The following is a 21,986-nucleotide window of genomic DNA, read 5'->3' on the forward strand; positions in this document are numbered from 1 at the left end:
TTGGGATTGCTGGAAACGGCTATAACAGGGCGTAAACGACATAACAGCCATTCGGTTGTCGTGGGTGAGCTCGGTCGCGGCATCGTTGCGGGAACCATCCCCGAAGGCTCAATCCTGCCCGGCGACAACGAGCTTTCGTTGCGATTTGGAGTTTCCCGCACTGTTCTGCGTGAAGCGATGAAGACCCTTGCCGCAAAGCGGTTGATTGAAGCCAAGGCAAAGGTAGGCACCCGCGTTTTAGGTCGAGCAAGCTGGAACTTCTTCGATCCCGATGTGCTGACATGGCGTTTTGACGCTGGCTTTGACGAAGTCTTCGTCGACCATCTAGCTGAAATGCGCATGGCGCTTGAACCTGCTGCCGCCGCTGCCGCCGCACAAAATGCGACCAGCGAAGAACTCGTCGAACTCTATGCCCTGGCTGCGAAATTCGACGATCCCGCACACACACCAGAATCGATTGCCAAGGTCGATCTCGAATTTCATCTCGCTATTGCGCGCATGTCTGGCAATCCGTTCATGCGTTCGGTCAGTGGGCTGATCGAGGCAGCTCTCGCCATCTCGTTCCAGCTATCCTCGCCCGCAGCTTCCCCCGAAGGCATTGCGGAATGCGCCGCCAATCATCTGCGTATCGCTCATGCCATTGCGTCACGTGACCGCCAGAAAGCGCGCGCAGCTATGGAGAGTGTGATCACACTTGGCGTCGAACGCATCCGCGTCGCGATCTAAACCACTGGTCAGGATACCTTCAGATCAAATTTCGGATCGCCGCGCAACGTATTGCTGACGGTGCAGATTTCTTCGGCCATCTCCGCAAGACGATGCTTCTCGCCTTCGGTCAGCTCGCCATCAAAATGGAATGTTATATCGAATCGTTCGATCCGTGACGGCCCCTCATGTGCCTTGTCACCTTTTACTTCCACCCGAACATTGGTGAGCTTTTCACGCAATTCGAGCTTGGTAGCAGCAATCCGCGCACTCAGCGCCATGCAGGCAGCAACCGACGCATAAATCAGGTCAAGCGGGTTAAACCCCGCCTGACTGACGCTGGTGACAATCTCCACCGTGCCGCCTGTCGGCGTGGTGATCGTTGGAAGCTTACCATGCGGCATTTCCGCGACCGCCCCGGTCTCACGGGTCCTGACCTTCAGTTCACTCATGGCTGAACTCTCCTGTATTCGATACCGCGTGCAAGCCAGCAGCTGACACTCACATCTGGTATTCCACCTTTAGCATCGCGGCGGAAAACGAGTTTCCATTCACCAGGCGACGGCGCATCCAGCGAACGCTGAACCGGTAACAGCCAGACATCCGCCCCGACACTATAAAGCGGATACATATCGCTCTTGCCCAGAAAACCTTCGAAAGCACCATAGATCGCACCACCTTCAGCAACGAGCAAAAGATCGGCATAAAGCTCATCGCTGTGATAGCGGCCAACGATGTCCTGCCTGGCTTCGCCCTTGATGCGGTTCATCGTCAGACGCAGATTCTCGTCGTCGCGTGAAAGCTCGATCACGTCGCCATCGCGCTTAATCGTCGTCACGGACGAGCGAGCCTCATTCACGCCCACCACATCCATCATTTCTGGCCCGGTGCCAAAACGTGCTTTGATCAGACCGGGTCCAGAATCCTCAAGGCTCAGAACAAGGCCTGTTTCCTGACACAACCATGAACCGAACCAGGCCGCACCCGCTTCGACGCGCTGTGGTTTGGACGTCGATGCGCCCAAAGCAATATTCATCAATTTGAAGGCAACGTCCGAGGCACCGCCCTCGAAGTTAAACATGGCAATCGTTGATAACCGCTCATCAGCGCAATGCCAGCGCTGGCAGCGCCAACCACGCAACGCTCCGCCATGGCCGGTTAGCCTTTTGCCGCCCGCTTCCTCAAATTTGAGGCCGAAACCATAAGGTGCATTTGTACCGTCGCTGAATGTTTGCGGTCCGCTCAGGCGGCGATAAATACTGCTCTCATCGTCCCGCGTTGCATCAATGAACTTCTCCCACGCGATCATGTCATCAAGGGATGCGCAGATACCCGCGTCACCCATCCAGTGAAGGCGATTGATTGCGGGCAGAAAGCCGCGAACCGTGTCGCCCTCATATCCGGTGCATTCAGTGAAAAGCGCTGTATCCGGGATCAATTCGGCTGTCTTCATGCCCGCAGGCTCAAAAATGCGTTCGGACAAAAGCTCGACCAGCGAGCGTCCGGTATGGGCTTCAATCAAATCTGCCAGAATACGGAAATTACCGTTGCAGTAGGAATAGTGCGAACCGGGTTCAAAATGCGTGGTTTTCAACCGTCGCAGCAGGCTTTGTGCCTGTTCAGGCAAGAATACGGCTTCAGGATCCGCACCGCACAAAACCGTCAGCGCCCAATAATCGCGCAAACCAGACTGGTTATTGCAAAGTTCACGCGTGCTCGGGCGCTCTTCTTCGAACTTGTCGAGATAGGCTGCTAAGGCATCATCCAGCAGTTCTGGTTCACCAATAGCGTCAAGCAACACGCCACAAGTGAACTGCTTGCTGATCGAGCAAATCGGCATCCGCGTTTCTGCGGTCATCACTTGCCGCGTCGCAAGATCGGCAAAGCCCCACGCGTGCCGCAAAACAACCTCGCCGTCCTTGACGACGGCTACGACGCCGCCGGGGCCTTTGTAGTTTTGGGGAATGTTGCGAACAAAGGCTTCAATGGCGGACGTATCAAACTTGGACATGGTCGACTCAAGACTCACAAAAAATCAATGCGTGACAAGACGCATCATTTTACGCGATCTATCAAGGCCATAGCCGCGTGTGGATTATGCGCCTTATGGCCGCTGATGACATAGAGATAGACATCGCGGGCCACATTATCGGGCATTGGCGGCTTTATTGTTTTAAGACTGTCGGGCAAATGTCCAACCGCAATTGCCTTGGCCCGCTCCGCCCAATGATCAAGTTCGGCTTCACTATAACCGAGAGGCTTGTTTTCCTCTGTGCCCATAATGCGCAGATAGGCAAAGGGTGCTGTCATATCGGCGATTTCGACAAATTTACTGTCGCCCGCAATCACAACCGCCACACCATATTCGCGCAGAAGTGCGATGAAATCCGGCGAATTGAAACTCTCGTGACGAACTTCCACAGCATGACGCAGATCGCGCCCATCGGCCCGCTTCGGCAGAAGCTTGAGAAATGCCTCAAAGTCGACAGGATCGAATTTCTTCGTTCCCATGAACTGCCAGTTGATGACACCAAGCTTGTCTTTCAGCTCTAGAAGACCACCATTTATAAACTTCTCGATGCCCTCGCCTGCTTCAGCCAGCACCCGTCGGTTGGTAGAAAAGCGCGGTGCCTTCAGCGAGAAAACAAAGTCACCAGGCGTTTCATCATGCCACTTGGCAAAAGTCGTAGGCTTCTGCGGGCCATAATAAGTGCTGTTGATTTCGATGGAAGTCAGCTTGCTCGAAGCATATTCGAGCTGGCGCTTTTTGGAGAGCTTTTCCGGATAGAAACTCTTGTCCCACTCCTCAAAAGCCCAGCCACCGATACCCACACGGATTTTGCCTGAGTTTTTTTGGCTCATCATATCCATACCTCCGCGACATGAGTTCATGAGCGTTGCTCATGATGTTTAAGCTGTATTCATATCGTTCGCTATGCTGTTATCAATAGGCTTTACTGGAGGAGTAAACAAATGTCGGAAACAAAAGATCCGATCGTCATCGCCAGTGCGGTGCGAACACCGATCGGAAGTTTTCAGGGAGCGCTCAAGGGGGAGAGTGCAACAGCACTGGGCGCTATCGCAATCAAGGAAGCTGTCCACCGAGCCAGCCTCAATCCGGATCAGATCGACGAAGTGCTTATGGGCTGTGTATTGCCGGCAGGGCTGGGACAGGCCCCCGGACGTCAAGCCTCAATTCATGCCGGTCTCCCGCAGGCTGTGCCGTGTTCGACTATCAACAAGGTTTGCGGATCAGGCATGAAAACAGTCATGCTGGGCGCTGATCTCATTTCGGCAGGAAGCGCGGAAATCGTTGTTGCGGGCGGCATGGAAAGCATGACCAATGCACCATATCTGCTTGAAAAGGCGCGCGGTGGCTATCGCATGGGCCACGGCAAAATCTACGATCATATGTTCCTCGACGGCCTTGAAGACGCCTATGACAAAGGCCGTGCCATGGGAACTTTTGCGGAAGAAACCGCAGACCATTATCAGTTTACCCGCCAACAGCAGGATGAGTTTGCTCTGCGCTCACTCTCGCGCGCACTCAAGGCTACTGAAGCGGGCTATTTTGCGAAAGAGCTGGTCAATGTTGCGGAGCTTGACCGCGACGAACAACCGACCCGCGCAAAGCCTGAAAAGATACCAAACCTCAAGCCTGCCTTCCGCGAAGGCGGCACGATCACTGCTGCTAATTCTTCCTCAATTTCGGATGGCGGGGCTGCCCTCACCCTGATGCGGCTATCCAAAGCTGAAAAGCTTGGCATAGAACCGCTTGCCATTATTCGTGGTCATGCAAGTCAGGCACAACAGCCAGCCCTTTTCACCACGGCCCCGATTTTTGCGATGAGGAAACTCTTCGACAAAACCGGCTGGAATGCACGCGACGTCGATTTGTTTGAAATCAATGAAGCTTTCGCCGTTGTTGTTATGGCTGCAATGCAGGAACTCGACCTCCCCGCCGACAAGGTGAATATCCATGGCGGTGCCTGCGCTATGGGCCATCCGATTGGCTGCTCTGGCGCACGCATCATCGTCACGCTGCTTCATGCCATGAAGCAGAACGACCTCAAGCGTGGCATGGCTTCAGTCTGTATCGGCGGCGGTGAAGCGACAGCCATTGCACTTGAAACGTTGTGAGGGGGAAAAATGGATATTGAAGGAAAAATCGCCATCGTCAGTGGTGGCGCATCGGGTCTTGGCGCCGCAACGGCACAGGCCTTGGCGGCCAAAGGCGCGAAAGTTGCAATCCTCGATTTCAACATCGATGGTGCAAATGTGGTGGCAGCCGGGATTGGCGGCATCGCAATTCAATGCGACGTTTCTGATGCGGCAAGTGCCGAAGCTGCCTTTAAGACAATCGGTGAAAAGCTCGGATCACCGCAGATTCTGGTCAATTGTGCGGGCGTAGCGCCAGCAAAGAAAATGTTGGCGCGCGATGGCAGCGTCATGCCGCTCGATGATTTCCGTCGCGCCGTTGAAATCAACCTGATCGGCTCATTCAATCTGCTGCGGCTGTTTGCAGACGTCGCATCCAAAAGCGAAGCCTTGCCAACCGGCGAGCGCGGCGTTGTCATAAATACCGCTTCTGTTGCAGCTTATGATGGTCAGATTGGCCAGACGGCCTATGCAGCGTCTAAAGGCGGCATTGTCGGCCTGACACTACCTGCTGCGCGTGAACTTGCACCACTCGGCATTCGCGTGTGCGCCATTGCACCCGGTATTTTTGAAACCCCCATGCTCAAAGGCCTGCCGCAACCTGCACAGGATGCGCTCGGTCAGATGGTTCCTTTCCCCCCGCGTCTGGGTCGGCCAGACGAATATGCAGCCCTCGCGATGCATATTATCGAAAACAGCATGCTCAACGGCGAAACCATCAGACTCGATGGTGCGCTGCGTATGCCTCCAAAATAGAGCGCATGCGCGCCAAAGCCGTTCAGATATTTTGAGAGTAGGGAAATGCACAAATCCACAAACAACAGCAACATGCGAACCGGTGGCCAGATACTGGTAGATGCTCTGGGCATTCATGGCGTCGACCGCGTTTTCTGCGTGCCGGGTGAAAGCTATCTTGCAGCACTCGATGCCTTTCACGACGTCAGTGACGAGATTGACTTAATTGTCTGTCGACAGGAAGGCGGAGCAGCCTATATGGCCGATGCCTATGGCAAGCTGACCGGCAAACCCGGCATCTGCTTTGTCACACGTGGCCCCGGCGCGACGAATGCTTCCGTCGGCGTTCATACAGCTTTTCAGGATTCCACGCCGATGCTTCTGTTCATCGGACAGGTCGCAAGCGATCAGGTGGAACGCGAAGCATTTCAGGAAGTTGATTATCGCCGTATGTTCGGTCAGATGGCCAAATGGGTGGTGCAGATCGATGATGCCGCCCGCATTCCGGAACTGGTCAGTCAGGCTTTCCACCGCGCGGTCAACGGACGCCCCGGCCCTGTTGTGATTGCACTCCCCGAAGATATGCTGACATCGCATGCAACCGTCGCTGATGCACCCGCTTACAAGCATGTCGAGATGCATCCGGGAAGCGATCAGTTACAGGACATGAAATCGCTGCTCGAAAAGGCCGAACGACCACTGATGATCGTCGGTGGCGGCGGCTGGAATGCGCAAGCGGTTCGCGACCTGCAAACATTCGCGGAAAACATGTCTCTGCCTGTTGCCGCATCCTTCCGTTGTCAGGATATGTTCGACAATACCCACCCGCTTTATGCCGGTGAAATGGGAACATCGATCAGCCCTAAACTCGCAGCCCGCGTCAAAGATTCGGATCTTTTGCTGGTCGTAGGCGCACGCCTTGGTGAAATGACCACGCAAGGCTATGAGCTGGTCAATATTCCTGTGCCAAAGCAGAAGCTCATCCATATTCATCCCGGTGCGGAAGAACTTGGCCGTGTCTATCATGCTGATATTCCGATCAATGCCAGCATGGCCGCCTTCACCAAAGCAGCTTCCAAACTTGAACCTATCGCCAATCCCGGTTTCAAAGCATGGGTTGAAAGCGCCAATGCCGATTATCGCGACAATCTGAAAACACCGACAATTCCCGGTGATGTTCAGATGGGCGAGATCATGGAATGGCTGCGCGCGCATCTGCCTGATGATGCCATCATCACCAATGGTGCTGGCAATTATTCGGCTTGGCCGCACCGCTTCTATCAGTACCGCACCTATCGCAGCCAGTTAGCGCCGACCAACGGCTCGATGGGCTATGGCGTGCCTGCAGCAGTTTCTGCCAAGCTGACCGCACCGGAGCGAACCGTCGTCTGTTTTGCTGGTGACGGCTGTTTTCTGATGAACGGTCAGGAACTCGCAACGGCTGCGCAATATGGTGCCAATGCGATTTTCATCGTCGTCAATAACGGCATGTATGGCACCATCCGCATGCATCAGGAACGTACCTATCCGGGTCGCGTTTCCGGTACTGGCCTTGCAAATCCTGACTTTGCAGCGCTTGCCCGAGCCTATGGCCTGCATGGGGAAACGGTGGAAAAGACCGCAGACTTTGCGGAAGCGTTCAAGCGTTGCGAGCAATCTGGCAAACCCGCTTTGATTGAAATCCGCATCGATCCGGAAGCTCTTTCACCTAAAATGACCCTGAGCCAAATGCGCGAACAGGGGTTAGCCAAACAGAGATAGCGACTCTCTTTGCTTTCAACTTCAAGCCGGGTTTTTTCGATCATGAAAACCCGGTCAAGCCATGTTCAGGTCAATTCAATCCATTTAAACGCGGAGATTCCCCCTAGAATTAGGAGGACTCACCGCGATGTCGAGCGTAGAACCGTCCCAAATCCGGCCAATGCAACTTTAGTTGGGATGAATACAATTTAGGGTAGACATTCCCGCACAAGTCGCAGATAACCCGCCCGGGTTGCAAACGGGAGGGTAAATTGCGAACACTTAATCTATTCATTATTGGCTTTGGCTTCAGCGCACTTGTCATCACCTGCATTTACGCCATTGGCGGCGGGCTGATCTAACTCACATTCTGGATCGAAGCAGATCCTCACCCAGAAAGCTTGCTGAGGCTTCGCGTACTGCACCAAGCATAAAATCGCTGATCACTCTGATACGCGGCGCGGCCATGACATCAACATGGCAATTCATCCAATACTCGCGTTCAAGATGCATTTCTCTAGGTAGTACCGACACCAGCTCTGGGTGCAGGCTGGCAATGTAATAAGGCAGAACACAAAGCCCATAGCCGGTCAGTGTCGCTGTCAGTTGTGCGTGAATGCTTGAGCTTTGATAGCTGCAGCGCTGCCCGGGCAATATTTCGCGCATGTAATCAAGGCCAGGTGTGAACACCATATCGTCGATATAGCCAATGAATGGATGCCCCGTCAGATCTTCACGCGACTTGATCGGCGGATGCGCGTTGAGATAATCACGATGACCATAGATGAACAGTCGATAAGGCGTGAGACGTTCACTGTGATAGGGGCCAGTACGCGGCATATGCAGTGTGATGGATAATTCCGCTTCACGGCGCGAGAGTGACATGATCTGCTGGATGGTGACCACTTCGACGGACAGGCTCGGATAGGACTGCGCGAGTACCGGCAGGCGATCGGCCAAAAAGAAGTTGCCGAAACCTTCAAGCGTGGAAAGCCGCACCACGCCGGAAAGCGCGGATAGATTGCCCGTTGCTTCTGTGCGAAATTTCATGGCCTCACGTTCCATGATCTCCGCTGGCTCGACAAGCCGCTCACCCACAGGTGTCAAAAGATAACCACGCGGGTTTCTCTCGAAGAGCTTGGTTGCTAACGACTGCTCCAACCGATCAATCCGGCGCAGAACCGTGACATGGCTTGTCCGCAATTGTCTCGCCGCTGTCGAAAGCTGGCCTGTCCGCGCGACAGCCAGAAAATATTGCAGGTCGTCCCAGGTAAATTGACGCAACTTTTCCTCCCTGCCTCTGACTGTACATTTTCGTACAGACTGTGTTCAAAAATTGTTGTTCGTGTACGCATTTGTCAATGCTACCGTTCTAATTAATTGCCCGAATGGAGGAACAAATCGGGCGGAGGCAAAGAGAGGAAATGGCCAGGAGGAAGGCCATAAGCCCGATCTGAAAGGCATTTTACTGGAGGTTACTGCCCGATTTCTCGTGGTGGTTTATGGACTTATTGGGAGGAGCACTGAATGAAACTTTTCGCACTTGCAACGGCTGCGCTTTTTGCTGCAACCGCAATTTCATCCGCAGCAGAAATATCGGACGGCAAGGTCAAGATCGGCATCCTTAACGACCAATCCGGCGTCTATGCCGACTTCGGCGGCAAGTGGTCATTCGAAGCTGCAAAGATGGCTGCAGAAGATTTCGGTGGCAAGGTGCTCGATGCACCGATTGAAATCATCACCGCTGACCACCAGAACAAACCGGACGTTGCCGCAAATATTGCCCGTCAGTGGTACGACACCGAACAGGTGGATGCCATCATGGAGCTGACCAGTTCCTCAGTCGGTCTGGCCGTTCAGGCGCTCTCCAAAGACAAGAAGAAAATCACTATCAATACGGGTGCCGCGACATCAGAACTCACAGGAAAGCAATGCACGCCTTATGGTTTCCACTGGGCCTATGACACGCACGCGCTGGCGGTCGGCACCGGCGGTTCGCTCGTCGAGCAGGGCGGCGATACCTGGTACTTCCTGACGGCCGACTATGCATTTGGCTATTCGCTGGAAGAACAGACGTCGAAGTTCGTTGAATCCAAGGGTGGTAAAGTTCTCGGCTCCGTTCGCCACCCATTGAGCACCACCGACTATTCCTCGTTTCTGTTGCAGGCCCAGTCGTCAGGCGCCAAGGTCGTTGGCCTAGCCAATGCCGGTCTCGATACATCCAACGCGATCAAGCAGGCTGCGGAATTTGGTATCGTTGCAGGCGGTCAGCGTCTTGCGGCGTTGCTCTTCACATTAGCGGAAGTTCACGGACTTGGTCTTGAAGCTGCCCAGGGACTAACCCTCACCGAAGGTTTCTACTGGGATCGTGACGATGAATCGCGCGAGTTCAGCAAGCGCTTTTTCGATCGCACCGGTCGTATGCCAAACATGATCCAGGCAGGCACTTACTCGGCTGTGCTTCAGTATCTGAAAGCCATCAAGGAAGCAGGCACAGACGAGACAGAAGCTGTCGCCAAGAAGCTTCATGAAATGCCGGTCAATGACGTCTTCGCCCGCAACGGTAAGGTCGGCGCCAATGGCCGCATGATCTACGACATGTATCTCATGGAAGTGAAAAAGCCTGACGAAAGCAAGGCACCATGGGACTACTATAAGGTGCTGGCCACCATCCCCGGCGATCAGGCTTATCTGAAGCCTGAAGAAAGCGGCTGCCCTCTGGTCACGCAGTAAGGGTGTAATTTAATGGCAATTAACACTCAAACCGGTACGGCCCTGCGTGAAGCAGGGCCAGATGTGGTGCAAACGCCTGCTCAGACCGTTCTCTCGGCGCGTGGATTGGGCAAGTCGTTTGGCGGCTTTCATGCGGTGAAGAATGTCGATCTTGATGTGGAGCACGCCCGCGTTCATGCCCTGATCGGACCGAATGGCGCAGGCAAGACGACCGTTTTCAACCTGCTCACCAAATTCCTCCAGCCGACAAGCGGCGAGATTACACTTCTGGGCGAAAACATCACCAAAACCAACCCCGCCAAGGTGGCGCGGATGGGTCTGGTGCGCTCGTTTCAAATTTCCGCAACCTTCCCCCATCTGACGGTACTTGAAAACGTGAAGGTCGCGCTTCAACGCCCGAGTGGTCTGGCAACACAGTTCTGGCGGTCACTATCTGTACTCGATCAGCTCGATGCTAGAGCGATTGATCTTCTTGAGCGCGTCGGTTTGGCTGATGCCCGTCATGCGCTGGCCGCCGATCTTTCTTATGGCCGCAAGCGCGCGCTTGAAATCGCCACCACACTGGCGCTCGATCCGAAAGTATTGCTGTTGGATGAGCCGATGGCCGGCATGGGGCACGAAGACGTGCACATAATTGCCGCCCTCATCACCGATGTAGCGAAGGATCGCGCGGTGCTGATGGTCGAACACAATCTCAAAGTGGTGGCTGACATCGCCCATCACGTCACGGTGTTGCAACGCGGCGAGATCCTCGCATCGGGCAATTATGCCACCGTCTCCCAAGACGAGCGCGTCCGCACCGCTTACATGGGAACTGAACATGAATAGAGGCCAACCTCTGCTTTCGGTGCGCGGGCTTAATGCCTGGTATGGCGAAAGCCATGCGCTTCACGGCGTCGATCTTGATATCTGGAGTGGTGAAACCATCACGCTTTTAGGTCGTAACGGCGTCGGCAAAACCACAACATTGCGCGCGATCATGGGCATCATTCGCAAGCGCACGGGTACGATCACGCTTGATGGCAAAGACCTTTTGCGCGTGCCGCTACATCGCATTGCCCGGACAGGCCTTGGCTTTGTGCCAGAAGAGCGCGGTATTTTCGCAACGCTGAATGTGCATGAAAACCTGCTGCTTCCGCCGGTTGTCGCCAAGGGCGGCGGGGCAATGTCGCTTGATGAAATTTATGAGCTCTTCCCCAATCTCTACGAGCGTCGCAACAGCCCCGGCACCAAGCTATCGGGCGGTGAACAGCAGATGCTGGCGATTGCGCGGATATTGCGCACTGGCGTCAAAGTTTTGTTGCTAGATGAGCCGACTGAGGGGCTGGCGCCTGTCATCATCCAACGCATCGGCGATGTGCTGGTGGAGCTGAAGAAGCGAGGCATGACGGTACTTCTGGTCGAGCAGAACTTCCGTTTTGCCGCCAAGGTCGCGGACCGCTTCTATCTGATGGATCATGGTGTGGTGACGGAAAACTTCCCCACCACTGAGCTGCCTGCCCGCATGGCAGAACTCACGCAAGCCTTGGGGGTCTGAAACAATGACAATGATCTTCGGTATCCCTGTGCAGGCACTTCTCGGGCAGTTGCTCGTGGGCCTTATCAATGGGTCCTTCTATGCAATCCTGAGCCTTGGCCTCGCCATCATCTTCGGGCTTTTGCGCATCATCAATTTCGCTCATGGCGCACAATATATGCTCGGCGCATTTGTGGGCTATCTGCTGTTGAGCGGCCTAGGCATCGGCTATTGGCCAGCACTTATTCTCGCTCCACTGATCGTGGGTCTGGGCGGCGCTATCATCGAGCGCGTTGCCCTTTCAAGGCTCTATAATCTCGATCCGCTTTATGGCCTGCTGTTTACCTTTGGTCTGGCGCTCGTGATCGAAGGCACCTTCCGCTATTATTATGGTGCTGCCGGTCAGCCCTATGCCGTCCCGCCATCGCTTGCCGGAGGCAATAATCTGGGCTTCATGTTCCTGCCCAACTATCGCGCATGGGTGGTGGTGGCCTCGCTCATTGTCTGTATTGGCACATGGCTCTTGATTGAGAAGACCAAGCTTGGCGCCTATCTTCGCGCTGCGACCGAAAACCCCACACTTGTCAAAGCCTTCGGCATCAATGTGCCGCTGCTTCTCACCTTCACCTATGCTCTGGGTGCAGCCCTTGCTGGCTTTGCCGGAATTCTGGCCGCTCCAATATATCAGGTCAGCCCGTTGATGGGGTCGAACATTATCATCGTGGTCTTTGCCGTGGTTGTGGTCGGTGGCATGGGTTCGATCCTTGGCGCGATCATCACAGGCTATGTGCTGGGGCTGGCCGAAGGTCTGACCAAGGTCTTCTATCCTGAAGCCTCCAGCATCGTCATCTTCGTTATCATGGCTATCGTCCTTCTGGTGCGACCCGCCGGACTGTTCGGGAAGGAGGCCTGATATGACTGATACTGCTCTCAAAGCAACGACGGCAAATCATCAGGCAAAAGCGCCGGCCCTCAACAGCCTTTCGGCAGTCGTTCTGGCGATTGCCATTGCTGGATTGATCGTAGCACCCTTCATGGTCTATCCGATCTTCCTGATGAAGATGCTGTGCTTTGCGCTCTTTGCCTCCGCATTCAATCTGCTGCTCGGCTATACCGGCATTCTATCATTTGGCCATGCAGCCTTCTTTGGCGGTGCTGCCTATGTGACGGCTCATGCGGTCAAGGAATGGGGTGTAACGCCCGAAATCGGCATTCTGCTTGGTATGCTGACAGCCGCAGGTCTCGGCCTCATCATCGGCTATCTCGCCATCCGTCGTCAGGGCATCTATTCAACGATGATCACGCTGGCGCTGGCGCAGATGTTCTTCTTCTTCTGTCTGCAGGCAGCCTTTACACACGGCGAAGATGGCCTTCAGGGTGTGCCGCGCGGCTATCTCTTTGGCTTCATCGACCTTAATCAGCCCATGAATATGTATTATTTTGTGCTGGCTGTGTTTGTGATCGGGGTCTTTGCGATCTGGCGCATCATCAATTCGCCTTTCGGCATGATCCTCAAATCGGTGCGCGAAAACGAGAACCGCGCCGTGTCGCTGGGCTATTCCGTCAATCACTACAAGCTTGCAGCCTTTGTCATGTCGGCAGCGCTTGCAGGCCTTGCAGGCGGCATGAAGGCACTTGTCTTCCAGTTTGCCACACTCACCGATGTGGGCTGGCAGATGTCGGGCGAAGTGATCCTGATGACGCTGCTTGGCGGCATCGGAACGCTGATCGGCCCTATCGTCGGCGCAGCCTTCGTGGTCGCTCTTCAGAACTATCTCGCAACCTCGGACTTCCCCGTGACAATCGTCACTGGTGTCATCTTCATGGCCTGCGTTCTGCTCTTCCGTAGAGGCATCGTAGGCGAGTTCTATGCATCGCGGCTTGGAAAGAAATTGTTCGGATAACCGACGGAGCCGCATGTTCATACGATAGCGGCTCCACCTTTTTACTGGATATGAAATCATGACCGACACCTACGATTACATCGTGGTTGGCGCGGGCACGGCTGGCTGCGCCCTTGCGAACCGCCTTTCCGCAGATAAGAACCGTTCCGTGCTGCTGCTTGAAGCAGGCGGCAAAGACAATTACGCGTGGATTCATATCCCCGTCGGCTATCTTTATTGCATCGGCAATCCGCGCACCGACTGGTGTTTTACCACAGAAGCGGAAGCAGGCCTGAATGGACGCTCGCTCGGCTATCCGCGCGGCAAGGTGCTTGGTGGCTGCTCCTCTATCAATGGCATGATCTATATGCGCGGACAGGCGCGCGATTATGATCTGTGGCGACAGGCCGGTTGCGACGGCTGGGGCTGGGACGACGTGTTGCCCTTCTTCAAAAAGTCGGAAGACTATTTTGAAGGCGCAAGTGAGCTGCATGGAGCGGGCGGCGAATGGCGTGTCGAAAGCGCCCGCCTGCACTGGGATATTCTGGATGCGTTCCGTGATGCAGCCGTTGCAGCCGGAATACCAGCAACCGACGATTTCAATCGCGGTGACAATGAAGGCGTGTCCTATTTCAAGGTCAACCAGAAGCGCGGCATTCGCTGGAATACGGCCAAAGCCTTTCTGCGTCCTGCCCTTGATCGCCCCAACCTGCGTGTTGAAACCGGCGCCCATGTTCGCCGCATCGAAATCGAAGCGTTGCGCGCAACCGGCGTCACTTTCGATCAGAATGGGACAACCCGAACCGTACAAGCAAAACGCGAGATTATTCTGGCAGCAGGTGCCGTCGGCTCGCCGCAGATATTGGAGCTGTCAGGGGTTGGGCGCGGTGATGTGCTGCAACAGGCAGGCATTCCGCTGAAACTCGAACGCCAGCAGATGGGCGAAAACTTGCAGGATCACCTGCAGCTGCGCTGCGCCTATAAAGTAACCGGCATTCCAACACTGAACGAAAAAGCCAGTAAACTTTCAGGCAAAGCAATGATCGGGCTGGAATATCTGCTTCGCCGCTCTGGCCCCATGTCGATGGCACCCAGCCAGCTCGGTGTTTTCACCCGCTCGGACTCATCCTATGAAACAGCCAATCTGCAATATCATGTGCAGCCATTGAGCCTTGAGAAATTCGGCGAAGCCGTCCACCCCTTCCCGGCCTTTACCGCATCGGTCTGTAATCTGCGTCCCGACAGCCGCGGTTCGATTCATATCAAGTCGCCCGATCATCGGATGCAACCGGCAATTCGGCCAAACTATCTCGCCACGGAGAGTGACCGCCGCGTTGCAGCCGACTCCATCCGCCTGACCCGCCACATCGTGGCGCAGGCACCTCTGCAGCAATATCGTCCGGAAGAATTCAAGCCCGGACCAAGCTATGAAACGCAGGAACAGCTTGAAAAGGCAGCAGGCGATATCGGCACCACGATTTTCCATCCGGTCGGCACCTGCCGAATGGGCGCTGATGCAGAAGCGATTGTCGATCCGCGTTTGAGGCTTAACGGCATTCAGGGATTGCGCGTGGCCGATGCCTCGATCATGCCCGGAATCACTTCAGGCAACACAAACTCACCCACTTTGATGATTGCCGAGAAGGCGGCTCAGATGATCATTTCGGACAATCGTTAGAACCCGATTCCCGTGAGCCCGATGAGCGGAAATGGCAATCCGCTCACGCAGCTGTGAACGCAATTTTGCGATTGCTGAATCTCGTTAAACTGAAATAATTTTCCTTGTTTATTGCCGTGCAAACGGGAATTATCGGCATCAAGGTGGGCAGGGGGAGAAAGATCATCTAACATGATCGCTTTCCGGGACCGGCTCTCCAAAAAACTTTAGACAAGGAAAATAAGAATGTCGTCAGTCCTTTCCCGCTATTCGCTGACCCGCCGCGCGGGTCTGAAAGCTGCCCTCTTCACCGCTGCAGCTCTCACCGTTGGTTTTGCAAGCGCGCCAAGCCATGCAGAAGACAAGACCATCAAGGTCGGCATCATGGGCGGCGAAGATGAAGACGTCTGGAAAGTTGTTGCCGAAGAAGGCAAGAAACACGGCCTCATCATCGAGCGCGTGACCTTCAACGATTACAACCAGCCAAATGAAGCGCTGGAACGCAAGGAAATCGATGCCAACGCTTTCCAGCACAAGCCTTACCTTGACGAACAGATCAAGCAGCACGGCTACAAGATCAGCGTTGCAGGTTACACCGCTGTATGGCCAATCGGCATCTATTCGCGCAAGATCAAGAGTCTTGATGAACTGAAAGAAGGCGCAGTTGTCGGTGTGCCGAACGACCCATCGAACGAAGGCCGTGCGCTCCGCGTTCTTGAAGCCAGCGGTCTCATCAAGCTGAAGCCAGATGCAGGCATTCTCGCAACCCCAATCGACATTGTCGAAAACCCTAAGAAGATCGAAATCAAGGAACTCGACGCCGGTGTTGTCGGCCGCTCGATTGATGATCTCGATGTCGCCATCGTGAATAACGACTGGGCTGGCAAGGCTGGCCTCAAGAAGGAAGAAGCAATCGGTTGGGAATCGAAGGAAAACAACCCATACAACAACTTCATCGCGGTCCGCACCGATGATGAAAACGCTGAATGGGTCAAGAATCTCGTAGCCTCGTTCCAGAACGATGCTGTGAAGGCCGAACTCGACCGCGTTTACAAGGGAACAGGTATTCCAGCCTGGAACTAATCCCCTGTAGGAGATTGAAAGACCGCGCCGGAAAAAGCTTTTCCGGCGCGGCTTTTATTGACGTACGCAAAAAAATTGCCCAAAAGCATCCGCGATGGCTCACATATAATGCGGCATTGCCCATATGAGCCCCTTTGGCATCATTTTCATTGAAGCCTTACCGATTAGAAAGTCGCGGTTTTCCGCGGTGCAAGAAGCAGAAGATACGATCGTGACCACTCAACCGCAAACCGCCGCTTTAGCGCCCATCGTCGAAATGAAAGACGTGCGCCGAATGTTCGGTGAAACGCCGGCCATCAACGGCGTTTCTCTTTCGGTTGCGCGCGGCGAAATTCTCGGCATCATTGGCCGCAGCGGCGCAGGTAAATCCACGCTGATCCGTTGCATCAATGGCCTTGAAAAACCCGATGCCGGTTCAATCAAGATCGAAGGCCGCGAAATTACGGCACTCACGGAAAACAGCCTGCAGCCGGTGCGTCGTCGCATCGGCATGGTTTTCCAGCACTTCAATCTGTTGTCTGCAAAAACCGTTGAGCAGAACATCGCTCTGCCGCTGAAGATCGCAGGGCAGCCGAAAGCCCAGCGCGTGAAGCGTGTTGCGGAACTGCTGGAGCTTGTCGGACTTTCCGATAAGGCAAAGCACTACCCAGCTCAGCTTTCGGGTGGCCAAAAGCAACGCGTCGGCATCGCACGCGCACTTGCTGCCGAACCCGCCGTTCTGCTGTCTGACGAAGCAACCTCAGCACTCGATCCTGAGACAACACAGTCGATTCTGGCGCTTCTTAAAGACATCAACACCAAGCTCGGCCTCACGATCCTGTTGATCACCCACGAAATGGATGTGATCCGTCGTATCGCCGATCGCGTAATTGTGCTTGATCACGGCGCAATTGCTGAAGAAGGTCCGGTCTGGAAGGTTTTTGCAAGGCCACAGGCGCCAGTCACGCAAAGTCTGTTGCACGTACTGACGCCAGAATTGCCTGCCTCGTGGCGTGAGCGGCTCGTCAGTGAAACAAGCGATCAGGCAGTCGTTAAAATCAGACTTTCTGGCCAGGCGGCAAGAAGCGCCTTCTTCAACGATATCACGTCCGCAACAGGTCTTGAGACACGCCTTATTCACGGCGGCATGGATACAATTCAGGGTGAGCCCGTCGGCACTCTCTTCGTTGCCCTGCCCGCGCTGGACAAGGCAAAACTCGACGCTGCTATCAGCTACATCAACACCCACGCAGACGCCATGGAGGTACTTGGTTATGTCTCAGGCGATGCTTGATCTTCTCTGGCGCTCTTTCTGGGAAACCATCATTATGACGGGCTTTTCGAGCCTGATCTCGCTGGTGGTTGGCCTGCCGCTTGCACTCATCATGATTCTGACCGAACGTGGTGGACTGGCGCAGAACCTGACGCTCAACACCTTTCTGGGCGCGATCATCAACGGCTTCCGCTCGGTGCCATTTATCATCTTGCTGGTGGCCCTTATTCCAGTCACACGCTTTATCGTTGGCACGTCTATCGGCACCTGGGCTTCCATCGTGCCGCTGTCGATCGCTGCTATTCCCTATTATGCGCGTATTGCGGAAGTTTCGCTGCGCGAAGTGGACAACGGTCTTGTCGAAGCTGCACGCTCCATGGGGGCAAACCGCTGGACAATCGTTCGCGAAGTGCTGGTGCCTGAAGCACTGCCGGGTATCGTCGCAGGCTTCACGGTCACCATCATCACCCTTGTTGGTGCGTCAGCAATGGCTGGTGCAATCGGCGCAGGCGGTCTTGGCGATCTTGCAATCCGTTATGGTTATCAGCGCTTCGAAACTACCATCATGATCGCTGTTGTGATTATTCTGATCATCATGGTCTGTGGTGTTCAGTGGATCGGTGATCGTTTGGTCACCCGTCTCGACAAGCGCAATCTGCGTTCGAGAGCGTAGGGCACATCCAGCAAAAGTGGGAATCGGTTTTGCGTTCGGAAATGCGTAAAAACAAATAGTCACAGCGGTTCCAACGATTCAATATTAACTGGAACCGCTGTAACTGTCGCATGTTCGCGGGGGCTCAAATGAACCCATTTAGCTGCTACATGCTTTATCTTACCCGCTGGCGGAAACCGGCTTCCAGCGTATTGCCGTCTGGATCAAAGACCAGAGCCGCATAATATCCCATTTCTTCCGGCCCCTGATAAGCCGGCGCCCCGCTTTCACTGCCGCCGCCCTGAAGGGCCGCACGGTGAAATGCCTCTACATCGTCGCGACTGCTGGCATTGAACATGAGATGCAGGTGGTTGCCCGGCTTGCCGCCAGGCTCGTCAGCGCCCGGCTTTGGGCCGCTATGTATCCATAGAAAGGGTACCGGCGCCCTCTCCCCGCCACTGACGAAGAAACCGCTGTCCGAATGGGCAATAACGGCCAGCCCAAGCTTGGGCATGCAGCTTTCATAAAAGGAAAGGCTGCGGCGAAGATTTCTGCTTTGAAAGCCAATGTGATCGAAGAGCGACATAGGGTTCATTATATGTCGGCTTTGAATAAAGGAAAGCGGCGCTCCCAATTTTGGAGAGCGCCGCCCTTATTATTCCTAAAGCATGTTGCAGTTAAATGGATTCATTTGAGCTCCCGCGAACATGCGACAGTTAAAAGAATCTAGAGCGAACGCGCCATGGGTGCGATTAAGCGCGACACACTCTAAGTCAAAGATCAGCCACGTGTACGCGCAAGGCCTGTCTTGGCTGGCTGATAGTTTGCATCAAGCTGAAGCGCGCGCGAATAGGAGTTGGCAGCCTTCGCCTTATCGCCACGCTGTTCATAAACCAGCGCCTGATTGGACCAGCTTTCAGCAATGTTTCCATCAAGGGTAATAGCCGTATTAAAATCGTCAAACGCATTGTCGTAGTCACCAAGGGCAACATAGGAAATGCCACGACCATTATAAGGCTCAGGCGCCGTCGAATTGAGCGAAATCGCTTTTGAGAAATCTTCAATCGCCTGTTGATGCTGGCCTTTAGCCTGATAGATCAGACCACGATTGTGATAAGCGCGCCCATCGGTGGTCTGCAGTGCAATCGCCTGATTGAAATCACTCAGCGCCTGATCGAGACGGCCGGCCAGACGGTAGACATTGCCGCGGCCGACATAAGCTGCGTCATATTGCGGGTTTATCTGGATTGCGCGGCTGTAATCCTGCGCTGCCTTGCCGCTGTCGCCCATGTAACGATAGACCAGTCCGCGATTTGCATAAGCCTGATAGAAATTCGGATTAAGCGCGATAGCCTGCTCAAAATCGCGTAGCGCATCCTTGTAGCGCCCAGCCTTACCATAGGCAGAGCCGCGCACATTGTAGGCTTCAGGATCGCGCGGGTTACTCTGGATGACGCTGGTAAGCGAACCGATATTCTCGCTCGAACCTTGCGCACGATCAACAGAAGTCAATGCGCTCGTGGAAGAACTCTGACATCCAGCAACAGCAAGTGCCAGAACTGCCGTGACCGCCAATAGGCTGTTTCGTGCAAAATGAGAGCTTGTTGATTTTCCGGCCATCACAACAAATTTCCCGGACGAATGCATCACCTTAAAGCGTTTTGGCAAAGACAGCGTTCCTTTCTGCTTGACCGGAGCGAAGGATCTAAAACCCTGAACGTCCGTCAACTTTGTCCCCGGCTGATACAACAGCCACAATACTATAATTGCTTCTATAGCACAGCAAAAGGCAGCAGAAAAACTGCGCCCTAAAACGCATCCGAAAACTGAAGACGTCCTTCGGAGAAGATACGCGTTAACTCAACTCAATAAAGCACGATCTGATGTTATCGGATTTTCGCTCCAGATGGATCAACGCCACAATAAAGGTCTGTATATGGCGGTCCGCTGACTAATAAAATCGGCATGTTTTATCCCGTGAAGCACACCAGAACTATGCTCCGACCGCCAGACATGCAAAAACCGGCGCAAGCCATAAGCCGCACCGGAAAGCAAAAAGGCGCCGCATAGGCAGCGCCAATTTCAGATCAATCAACGAGCAGCAGGACGACCGCCGCCGATGAGACCTTCACGCTGCGCGCGCTTGCGAGCCAGCTTGCGTGCGCGGCGAACGGCTTCAGCCTTTTCGCGGGCGCGCTTTTCAGATGGCTTTTCATAGTGGCCACGCATCTTCATTTCGCGGAAGATACCTTCGCGCTGCATCTTTTTCTTGAGAGCGCGGAGAGCCTGATCAACATTGTTATCGCGGACGAGTACCTGCACGTGTAATCCCGTATCGGTTAGAATTTCGATTGAGCCTGAGGCATTAAGGGCGTCTCTTAACGAGTTCCAGCTAATCGAGTCAACCGGTAAACGCCCAAAGGCTCCCAAGCTTCGCAGCTTAAACGCTGCAAATTGGTGGTGGCTATTACCAGATAGCCCACCCCCTGTCCACCTCCAGATGCAACTTTGCCCACCGTTGCAGATAAATAATGGACTTATATCGATTTATAATGACTGACTGGTCCCGAATACGCTATCTGCCACCCAGTTTCGCACAATTCAGCCTCATTGCTCCACCATAGGAACAGTCAGGCAATTCACAGCCTTTTTTCCCTTTCGATTGATTCCTTCGCTTAAATTTCATGTCCCTACGCAAACGACTCGTTATTCAGTTTACAGGCTATGAAGGCCTGCATCCCAAAGCTGTGCGCATACGCCATGCACAGGCGCTGAAGGATTTTGATCGGTTATGGAAAGCCAAGACCAAGCTTTCACCCATAACCGATGAGCCAGATGATTGCGGAACGCTGATCGCGACGACGCAGGGCAACGGCTGGCAAACCGAGACGGAGTTCTGCCAGTTCGGTACTGCTGACATCTTCGATGACTATGCTGCCCGTTCCACACCGAAGCGTATGCTGACCGGCTTTCACGCCTTCATGAATATTTTCTTCACCGGCACCCTGTTTCGCTACTTGCTGACAAGCTGGCGCTTCGTGATGTTCTTCATGTGGCCGTTTCTATTGTCCATCGTCATTATAGCAATCGCGGCCCTGATTGCCTCTGCGCCCACGCTTGCAGGCTTCCCGTTGTGGAATCTCGTCTGGTCGCTGCCGCTGGCTGCTGTTATCGCGACATTGCTCGTGCGCTGGCCAGGCGACCGCTTCTTCATGTCCTATCTGTTGGATGACTGGTCGGCAGCCTATGACCGCATCTATTGCCGTAACGACAAGCTCAATGCACGTCGCCGAGCCTTTGCCGAAGCGCTCAAAACGAAGATCGAAGAAAGCAACGCTGACGAAGTGATTATCGTCGCCCACAGCCTCGGAACGGTGCCAGCTGTCGAAGCACTGGCGGATGTTCAGCGTGAGCGCCCTGATCTGCTTAAGAAACAGCCTGTATCGATGCTGGCCATTGGCTCATGCCTCCTGATGATCGCACTTCACCCAAAGGCACGTGGCTTGCGCGAAGATGTGCGTGTGGTGATGGAAGAAAGTCCGGTTCTTTGGTCAGAGTTTCAGGTATTGACGGATATCATCCACTTCTACGGTTCTGACCCCGCAAAAACGCTCAAGATCAAGACAGCCAATCCGCCCCTGATCCACCGTATCCGCTTTAAGAATGTTCATAGCGAAAACCGCTACAAGCGCTCAAAGGGCAACTTCTTCCTCATGCATCTGCTTTATATGCGCGGTGCGGAGAAGAAGAATTTCTTTGACTTCGGCATGTTTCTGCACGGCCCGTTCTTTTTCCGCGAACTGATGACGACCTATAAAGACAAAGCCGCCCCGCTCGATGAAGAGGGACGGCTTATCAATCCGTAAAACGGA

The 21,986-nt window shown here is 54.3% G+C and carries 21 protein-coding genes; 14 read left to right on the forward strand and 7 right to left on the reverse strand.

Going from position 1 to position 21,986, the window contains the following annotated elements; genetic code table 11:
- A complete protein-coding gene (locus CES85_RS18215; protein ID WP_095447202.1) occupies window positions 1-726 on the forward strand; it encodes a FadR/GntR family transcriptional regulator in 726 nt (241 codons plus the stop codon).
- A gap of 8 nt (window positions 727-734) precedes the next feature.
- Here the strand turns inward: CES85_RS18215 and CES85_RS18220 are convergent, their stop codons facing one another.
- The 3 genes from CES85_RS18220 to CES85_RS18230 are packed head-to-tail and all read right to left on the reverse strand — an operon-like array spanning window position 735 to window position 3,567.
- Complete coding sequence (locus CES85_RS18220; protein WP_095447203.1) at window positions 735-1,157, reverse strand: OsmC family protein; 423 nt, start codon at window positions 1,155-1,157, stop codon at window positions 735-737.
- A complete protein-coding gene (locus CES85_RS18225; RefSeq protein WP_095447204.1) occupies window positions 1,154-2,716 on the reverse strand; it encodes a D-aminopeptidase in 1,563 nt (520 codons plus the stop codon). Before CES85_RS18225 ends, CES85_RS18220 begins: the two co-directional genes overlap by 4 nt.
- Window positions 2,717-2,760: 44 nt before the next feature.
- Window positions 2,761-3,567, reverse strand: coding sequence for a DUF72 domain-containing protein (locus CES85_RS18230; RefSeq protein WP_095447957.1), 807 nt, complete (start codon window positions 3,565-3,567; stop codon window positions 2,761-2,763).
- A 111-nt stretch (window positions 3,568-3,678) separates the two neighbouring features.
- Here CES85_RS18230 and CES85_RS18235 point away from each other — a divergent pair, with 111 nt between their 5' ends.
- From CES85_RS18235 to CES85_RS18245, 3 genes are read left to right on the forward strand one after another with little or no spacing between them, the layout of a single operon-like run.
- Window positions 3,679-4,845 (forward strand): acetyl-CoA C-acyltransferase, encoded by a 1,167-nt coding sequence (locus CES85_RS18235; protein WP_095447205.1) that lies wholly within the window; start codon window positions 3,679-3,681, stop codon window positions 4,843-4,845.
- Between the two features lie 9 nt (window positions 4,846-4,854).
- On the forward strand, window positions 4,855-5,619 hold the full coding sequence (locus tag CES85_RS18240; protein WP_095447206.1) for an SDR family oxidoreductase: 765 nt from the start codon (window positions 4,855-4,857) through the stop codon (window positions 5,617-5,619).
- Window positions 5,620-5,664: 45 nt separating this feature from the next.
- Window positions 5,665-7,359, forward strand: a complete 1,695-nt coding sequence (locus CES85_RS18245; protein ID WP_095447207.1) for a thiamine pyrophosphate-binding protein — start codon at window positions 5,665-5,667, stop codon at window positions 7,357-7,359.
- Window positions 7,360-7,701: 342 nt separating this feature from the next.
- On the opposite strand, the gene CES85_RS18250 is transcribed toward CES85_RS18245, so the two are convergent.
- Entirely contained in the window at window positions 7,702-8,622 is a 921-nt protein-coding gene (locus tag CES85_RS18250) for a LysR family transcriptional regulator (RefSeq protein WP_095447208.1), read from the reverse strand.
- Between the two features lie 243 nt (window positions 8,623-8,865).
- Here CES85_RS18250 and CES85_RS18260 point away from each other — a divergent pair, with 243 nt between their 5' ends.
- The 9 genes from CES85_RS18260 to CES85_RS18300 all read left to right on the forward strand — a co-directional run bounded on the left by CES85_RS18260 (window position 8,866) and on the right by CES85_RS18300 (window position 18,135).
- Window positions 8,866-10,071, forward strand: a complete 1,206-nt coding sequence (locus CES85_RS18260; protein ID WP_095447210.1) for an ABC transporter substrate-binding protein — start codon at window positions 8,866-8,868, stop codon at window positions 10,069-10,071.
- Between the two features lie 12 nt (window positions 10,072-10,083).
- On the forward strand, window positions 10,084-10,899 hold the full coding sequence (locus tag CES85_RS18265; RefSeq protein ID WP_210318388.1) for an ABC transporter ATP-binding protein: 816 nt from the start codon (window positions 10,084-10,086) through the stop codon (window positions 10,897-10,899).
- Window positions 10,892-11,608, forward strand: coding sequence for an ABC transporter ATP-binding protein (locus CES85_RS18270; protein ID WP_095447211.1), 717 nt, complete (start codon window positions 10,892-10,894; stop codon window positions 11,606-11,608). Before CES85_RS18265 ends, CES85_RS18270 begins: the two co-directional genes overlap by 8 nt.
- Window positions 11,609-11,612: 4 nt before the next feature.
- Complete coding sequence (locus tag CES85_RS18275) at window positions 11,613-12,500, forward strand: branched-chain amino acid ABC transporter permease (protein WP_094577908.1); 888 nt, start codon at window positions 11,613-11,615, stop codon at window positions 12,498-12,500.
- A 1-nt stretch (window position 12,501) separates the two neighbouring features.
- Entirely contained in the window at window positions 12,502-13,491 is a 990-nt protein-coding gene (locus CES85_RS18280; RefSeq protein ID WP_095447212.1) for a branched-chain amino acid ABC transporter permease, read from the forward strand.
- 58 nt (window positions 13,492-13,549) lie between these two features.
- A complete protein-coding gene (locus CES85_RS18285; protein ID WP_095447213.1) occupies window positions 13,550-15,148 on the forward strand; it encodes a GMC family oxidoreductase in 1,599 nt (532 codons plus the stop codon).
- A gap of 225 nt (window positions 15,149-15,373) precedes the next feature.
- Window positions 15,374-16,210 carry a MetQ/NlpA family ABC transporter substrate-binding protein gene (locus tag CES85_RS18290; RefSeq protein ID WP_095447214.1) on the forward strand — a complete coding sequence of 279 codons (837 nt, stop codon included), beginning with the start codon at window positions 15,374-15,376 and terminating at the stop codon, window positions 16,208-16,210.
- Window positions 16,211-16,466: 256 nt separating this feature from the next.
- The gene (locus CES85_RS18295; RefSeq protein ID WP_095447959.1) at window positions 16,467-17,483 is read left to right on the forward strand and encodes a methionine ABC transporter ATP-binding protein; all 1,017 of its coding nucleotides are present in this window, start codon (window positions 16,467-16,469) and stop codon (window positions 17,481-17,483) included.
- Window positions 17,464-18,135 carry a methionine ABC transporter permease gene (locus CES85_RS18300; RefSeq protein WP_095447215.1) on the forward strand — a complete coding sequence of 224 codons (672 nt, stop codon included), beginning with the start codon at window positions 17,464-17,466 and terminating at the stop codon, window positions 18,133-18,135. The genes CES85_RS18295 and CES85_RS18300 overlap by 20 nt, the downstream gene beginning before the upstream one ends.
- A gap of 154 nt (window positions 18,136-18,289) precedes the next feature.
- Here CES85_RS18300 and CES85_RS18305 read toward each other — a convergent pair whose 3' ends face one another.
- The 3 genes from CES85_RS18305 to rpsU form a co-directional block, all read right to left on the reverse strand.
- Window positions 18,290-18,700 (reverse strand): VOC family protein, encoded by a 411-nt coding sequence (locus tag CES85_RS18305; protein WP_095447960.1) that lies wholly within the window; start codon window positions 18,698-18,700, stop codon window positions 18,290-18,292.
- Between the two features lie 194 nt (window positions 18,701-18,894).
- Window positions 18,895-19,734 (reverse strand): tetratricopeptide repeat protein, encoded by an 840-nt coding sequence (locus tag CES85_RS18310; RefSeq protein WP_235901847.1) that lies wholly within the window; start codon window positions 19,732-19,734, stop codon window positions 18,895-18,897.
- A 471-nt stretch (window positions 19,735-20,205) separates the two neighbouring features.
- On the reverse strand, window positions 20,206-20,436 hold the full coding sequence (gene rpsU, locus CES85_RS18315; protein WP_024899289.1) for a 30S ribosomal protein S21: 231 nt from the start codon (window positions 20,434-20,436) through the stop codon (window positions 20,206-20,208).
- A gap of 362 nt (window positions 20,437-20,798) precedes the next feature.
- Between rpsU and CES85_RS18320 the strand changes: the two genes are divergently transcribed.
- On the forward strand, window positions 20,799-21,980 hold the full coding sequence (locus CES85_RS18320) for an alpha/beta hydrolase (protein WP_095447216.1): 1,182 nt from the start codon (window positions 20,799-20,801) through the stop codon (window positions 21,978-21,980).
- Window positions 21,981-21,986 lie beyond the last annotated feature (6 nt).

The sequence above is a fragment of the Ochrobactrum quorumnocens genome (genome assembly GCF_002278035.1).
Classification (GTDB): domain Bacteria; phylum Pseudomonadota; class Alphaproteobacteria; order Rhizobiales; family Rhizobiaceae; genus Brucella; species Brucella quorumnocens.

Bases quoted from the DNA above. Each gene is read 5' to 3' on its own strand.
- CES85_RS18310 (WP_235901847.1), bottom strand. From the start codon at position 19,734: ATGGCCGGAAAATCAACAAGCTCTCATTTTGCACGAAACAGCCTATTG.
- CES85_RS18300 (WP_095447215.1), top strand. From the start codon at position 17,464: ATGTCTCAGGCGATGCTTGATCTTCTCTGGCGCTCTTTCTGGGAAACC.
- CES85_RS18265 (WP_210318388.1), top strand. From the start codon at position 10,084: ATGGCAATTAACACTCAAACCGGTACGGCCCTGCGTGAAGCAGGGCCA.
- CES85_RS18320 (WP_095447216.1), top strand. From the start codon at position 20,799: ATGTCCCTACGCAAACGACTCGTTATTCAGTTTACAGGCTATGAAGGC.
- CES85_RS18235 (WP_095447205.1), top strand. From the start codon at position 3,679: ATGTCGGAAACAAAAGATCCGATCGTCATCGCCAGTGCGGTGCGAACA.
- CES85_RS18280 (WP_095447212.1), top strand. From the start codon at position 12,502: ATGACTGATACTGCTCTCAAAGCAACGACGGCAAATCATCAGGCAAAA.
- CES85_RS18285 (WP_095447213.1), top strand. From the start codon at position 13,550: ATGACCGACACCTACGATTACATCGTGGTTGGCGCGGGCACGGCTGGC.
- CES85_RS18290 (WP_095447214.1), top strand. From the start codon at position 15,374: ATGTCGTCAGTCCTTTCCCGCTATTCGCTGACCCGCCGCGCGGGTCTG.
- CES85_RS18245 (WP_095447207.1), top strand. From the start codon at position 5,665: ATGCACAAATCCACAAACAACAGCAACATGCGAACCGGTGGCCAGATA.
- CES85_RS18275 (WP_094577908.1), top strand. From the start codon at position 11,613: ATGACAATGATCTTCGGTATCCCTGTGCAGGCACTTCTCGGGCAGTTG.
- CES85_RS18230 (WP_095447957.1), bottom strand. From the start codon at position 3,567: ATGAGCCAAAAAAACTCAGGCAAAATCCGTGTGGGTATCGGTGGCTGG.
- CES85_RS18220 (WP_095447203.1), bottom strand. From the start codon at position 1,157: ATGAGTGAACTGAAGGTCAGGACCCGTGAGACCGGGGCGGTCGCGGAA.
- CES85_RS18260 (WP_095447210.1), top strand. From the start codon at position 8,866: ATGAAACTTTTCGCACTTGCAACGGCTGCGCTTTTTGCTGCAACCGCA.
- CES85_RS18270 (WP_095447211.1), top strand. From the start codon at position 10,892: ATGAATAGAGGCCAACCTCTGCTTTCGGTGCGCGGGCTTAATGCCTGG.
- CES85_RS18305 (WP_095447960.1), bottom strand. From the start codon at position 18,700: ATGTCGCTCTTCGATCACATTGGCTTTCAAAGCAGAAATCTTCGCCGC.
- CES85_RS18225 (WP_095447204.1), bottom strand. From the start codon at position 2,716: ATGTCCAAGTTTGATACGTCCGCCATTGAAGCCTTTGTTCGCAACATT.
- CES85_RS18295 (WP_095447959.1), top strand. From the start codon at position 16,467: ATGAAAGACGTGCGCCGAATGTTCGGTGAAACGCCGGCCATCAACGGC.
- CES85_RS18240 (WP_095447206.1), top strand. From the start codon at position 4,855: ATGGATATTGAAGGAAAAATCGCCATCGTCAGTGGTGGCGCATCGGGT.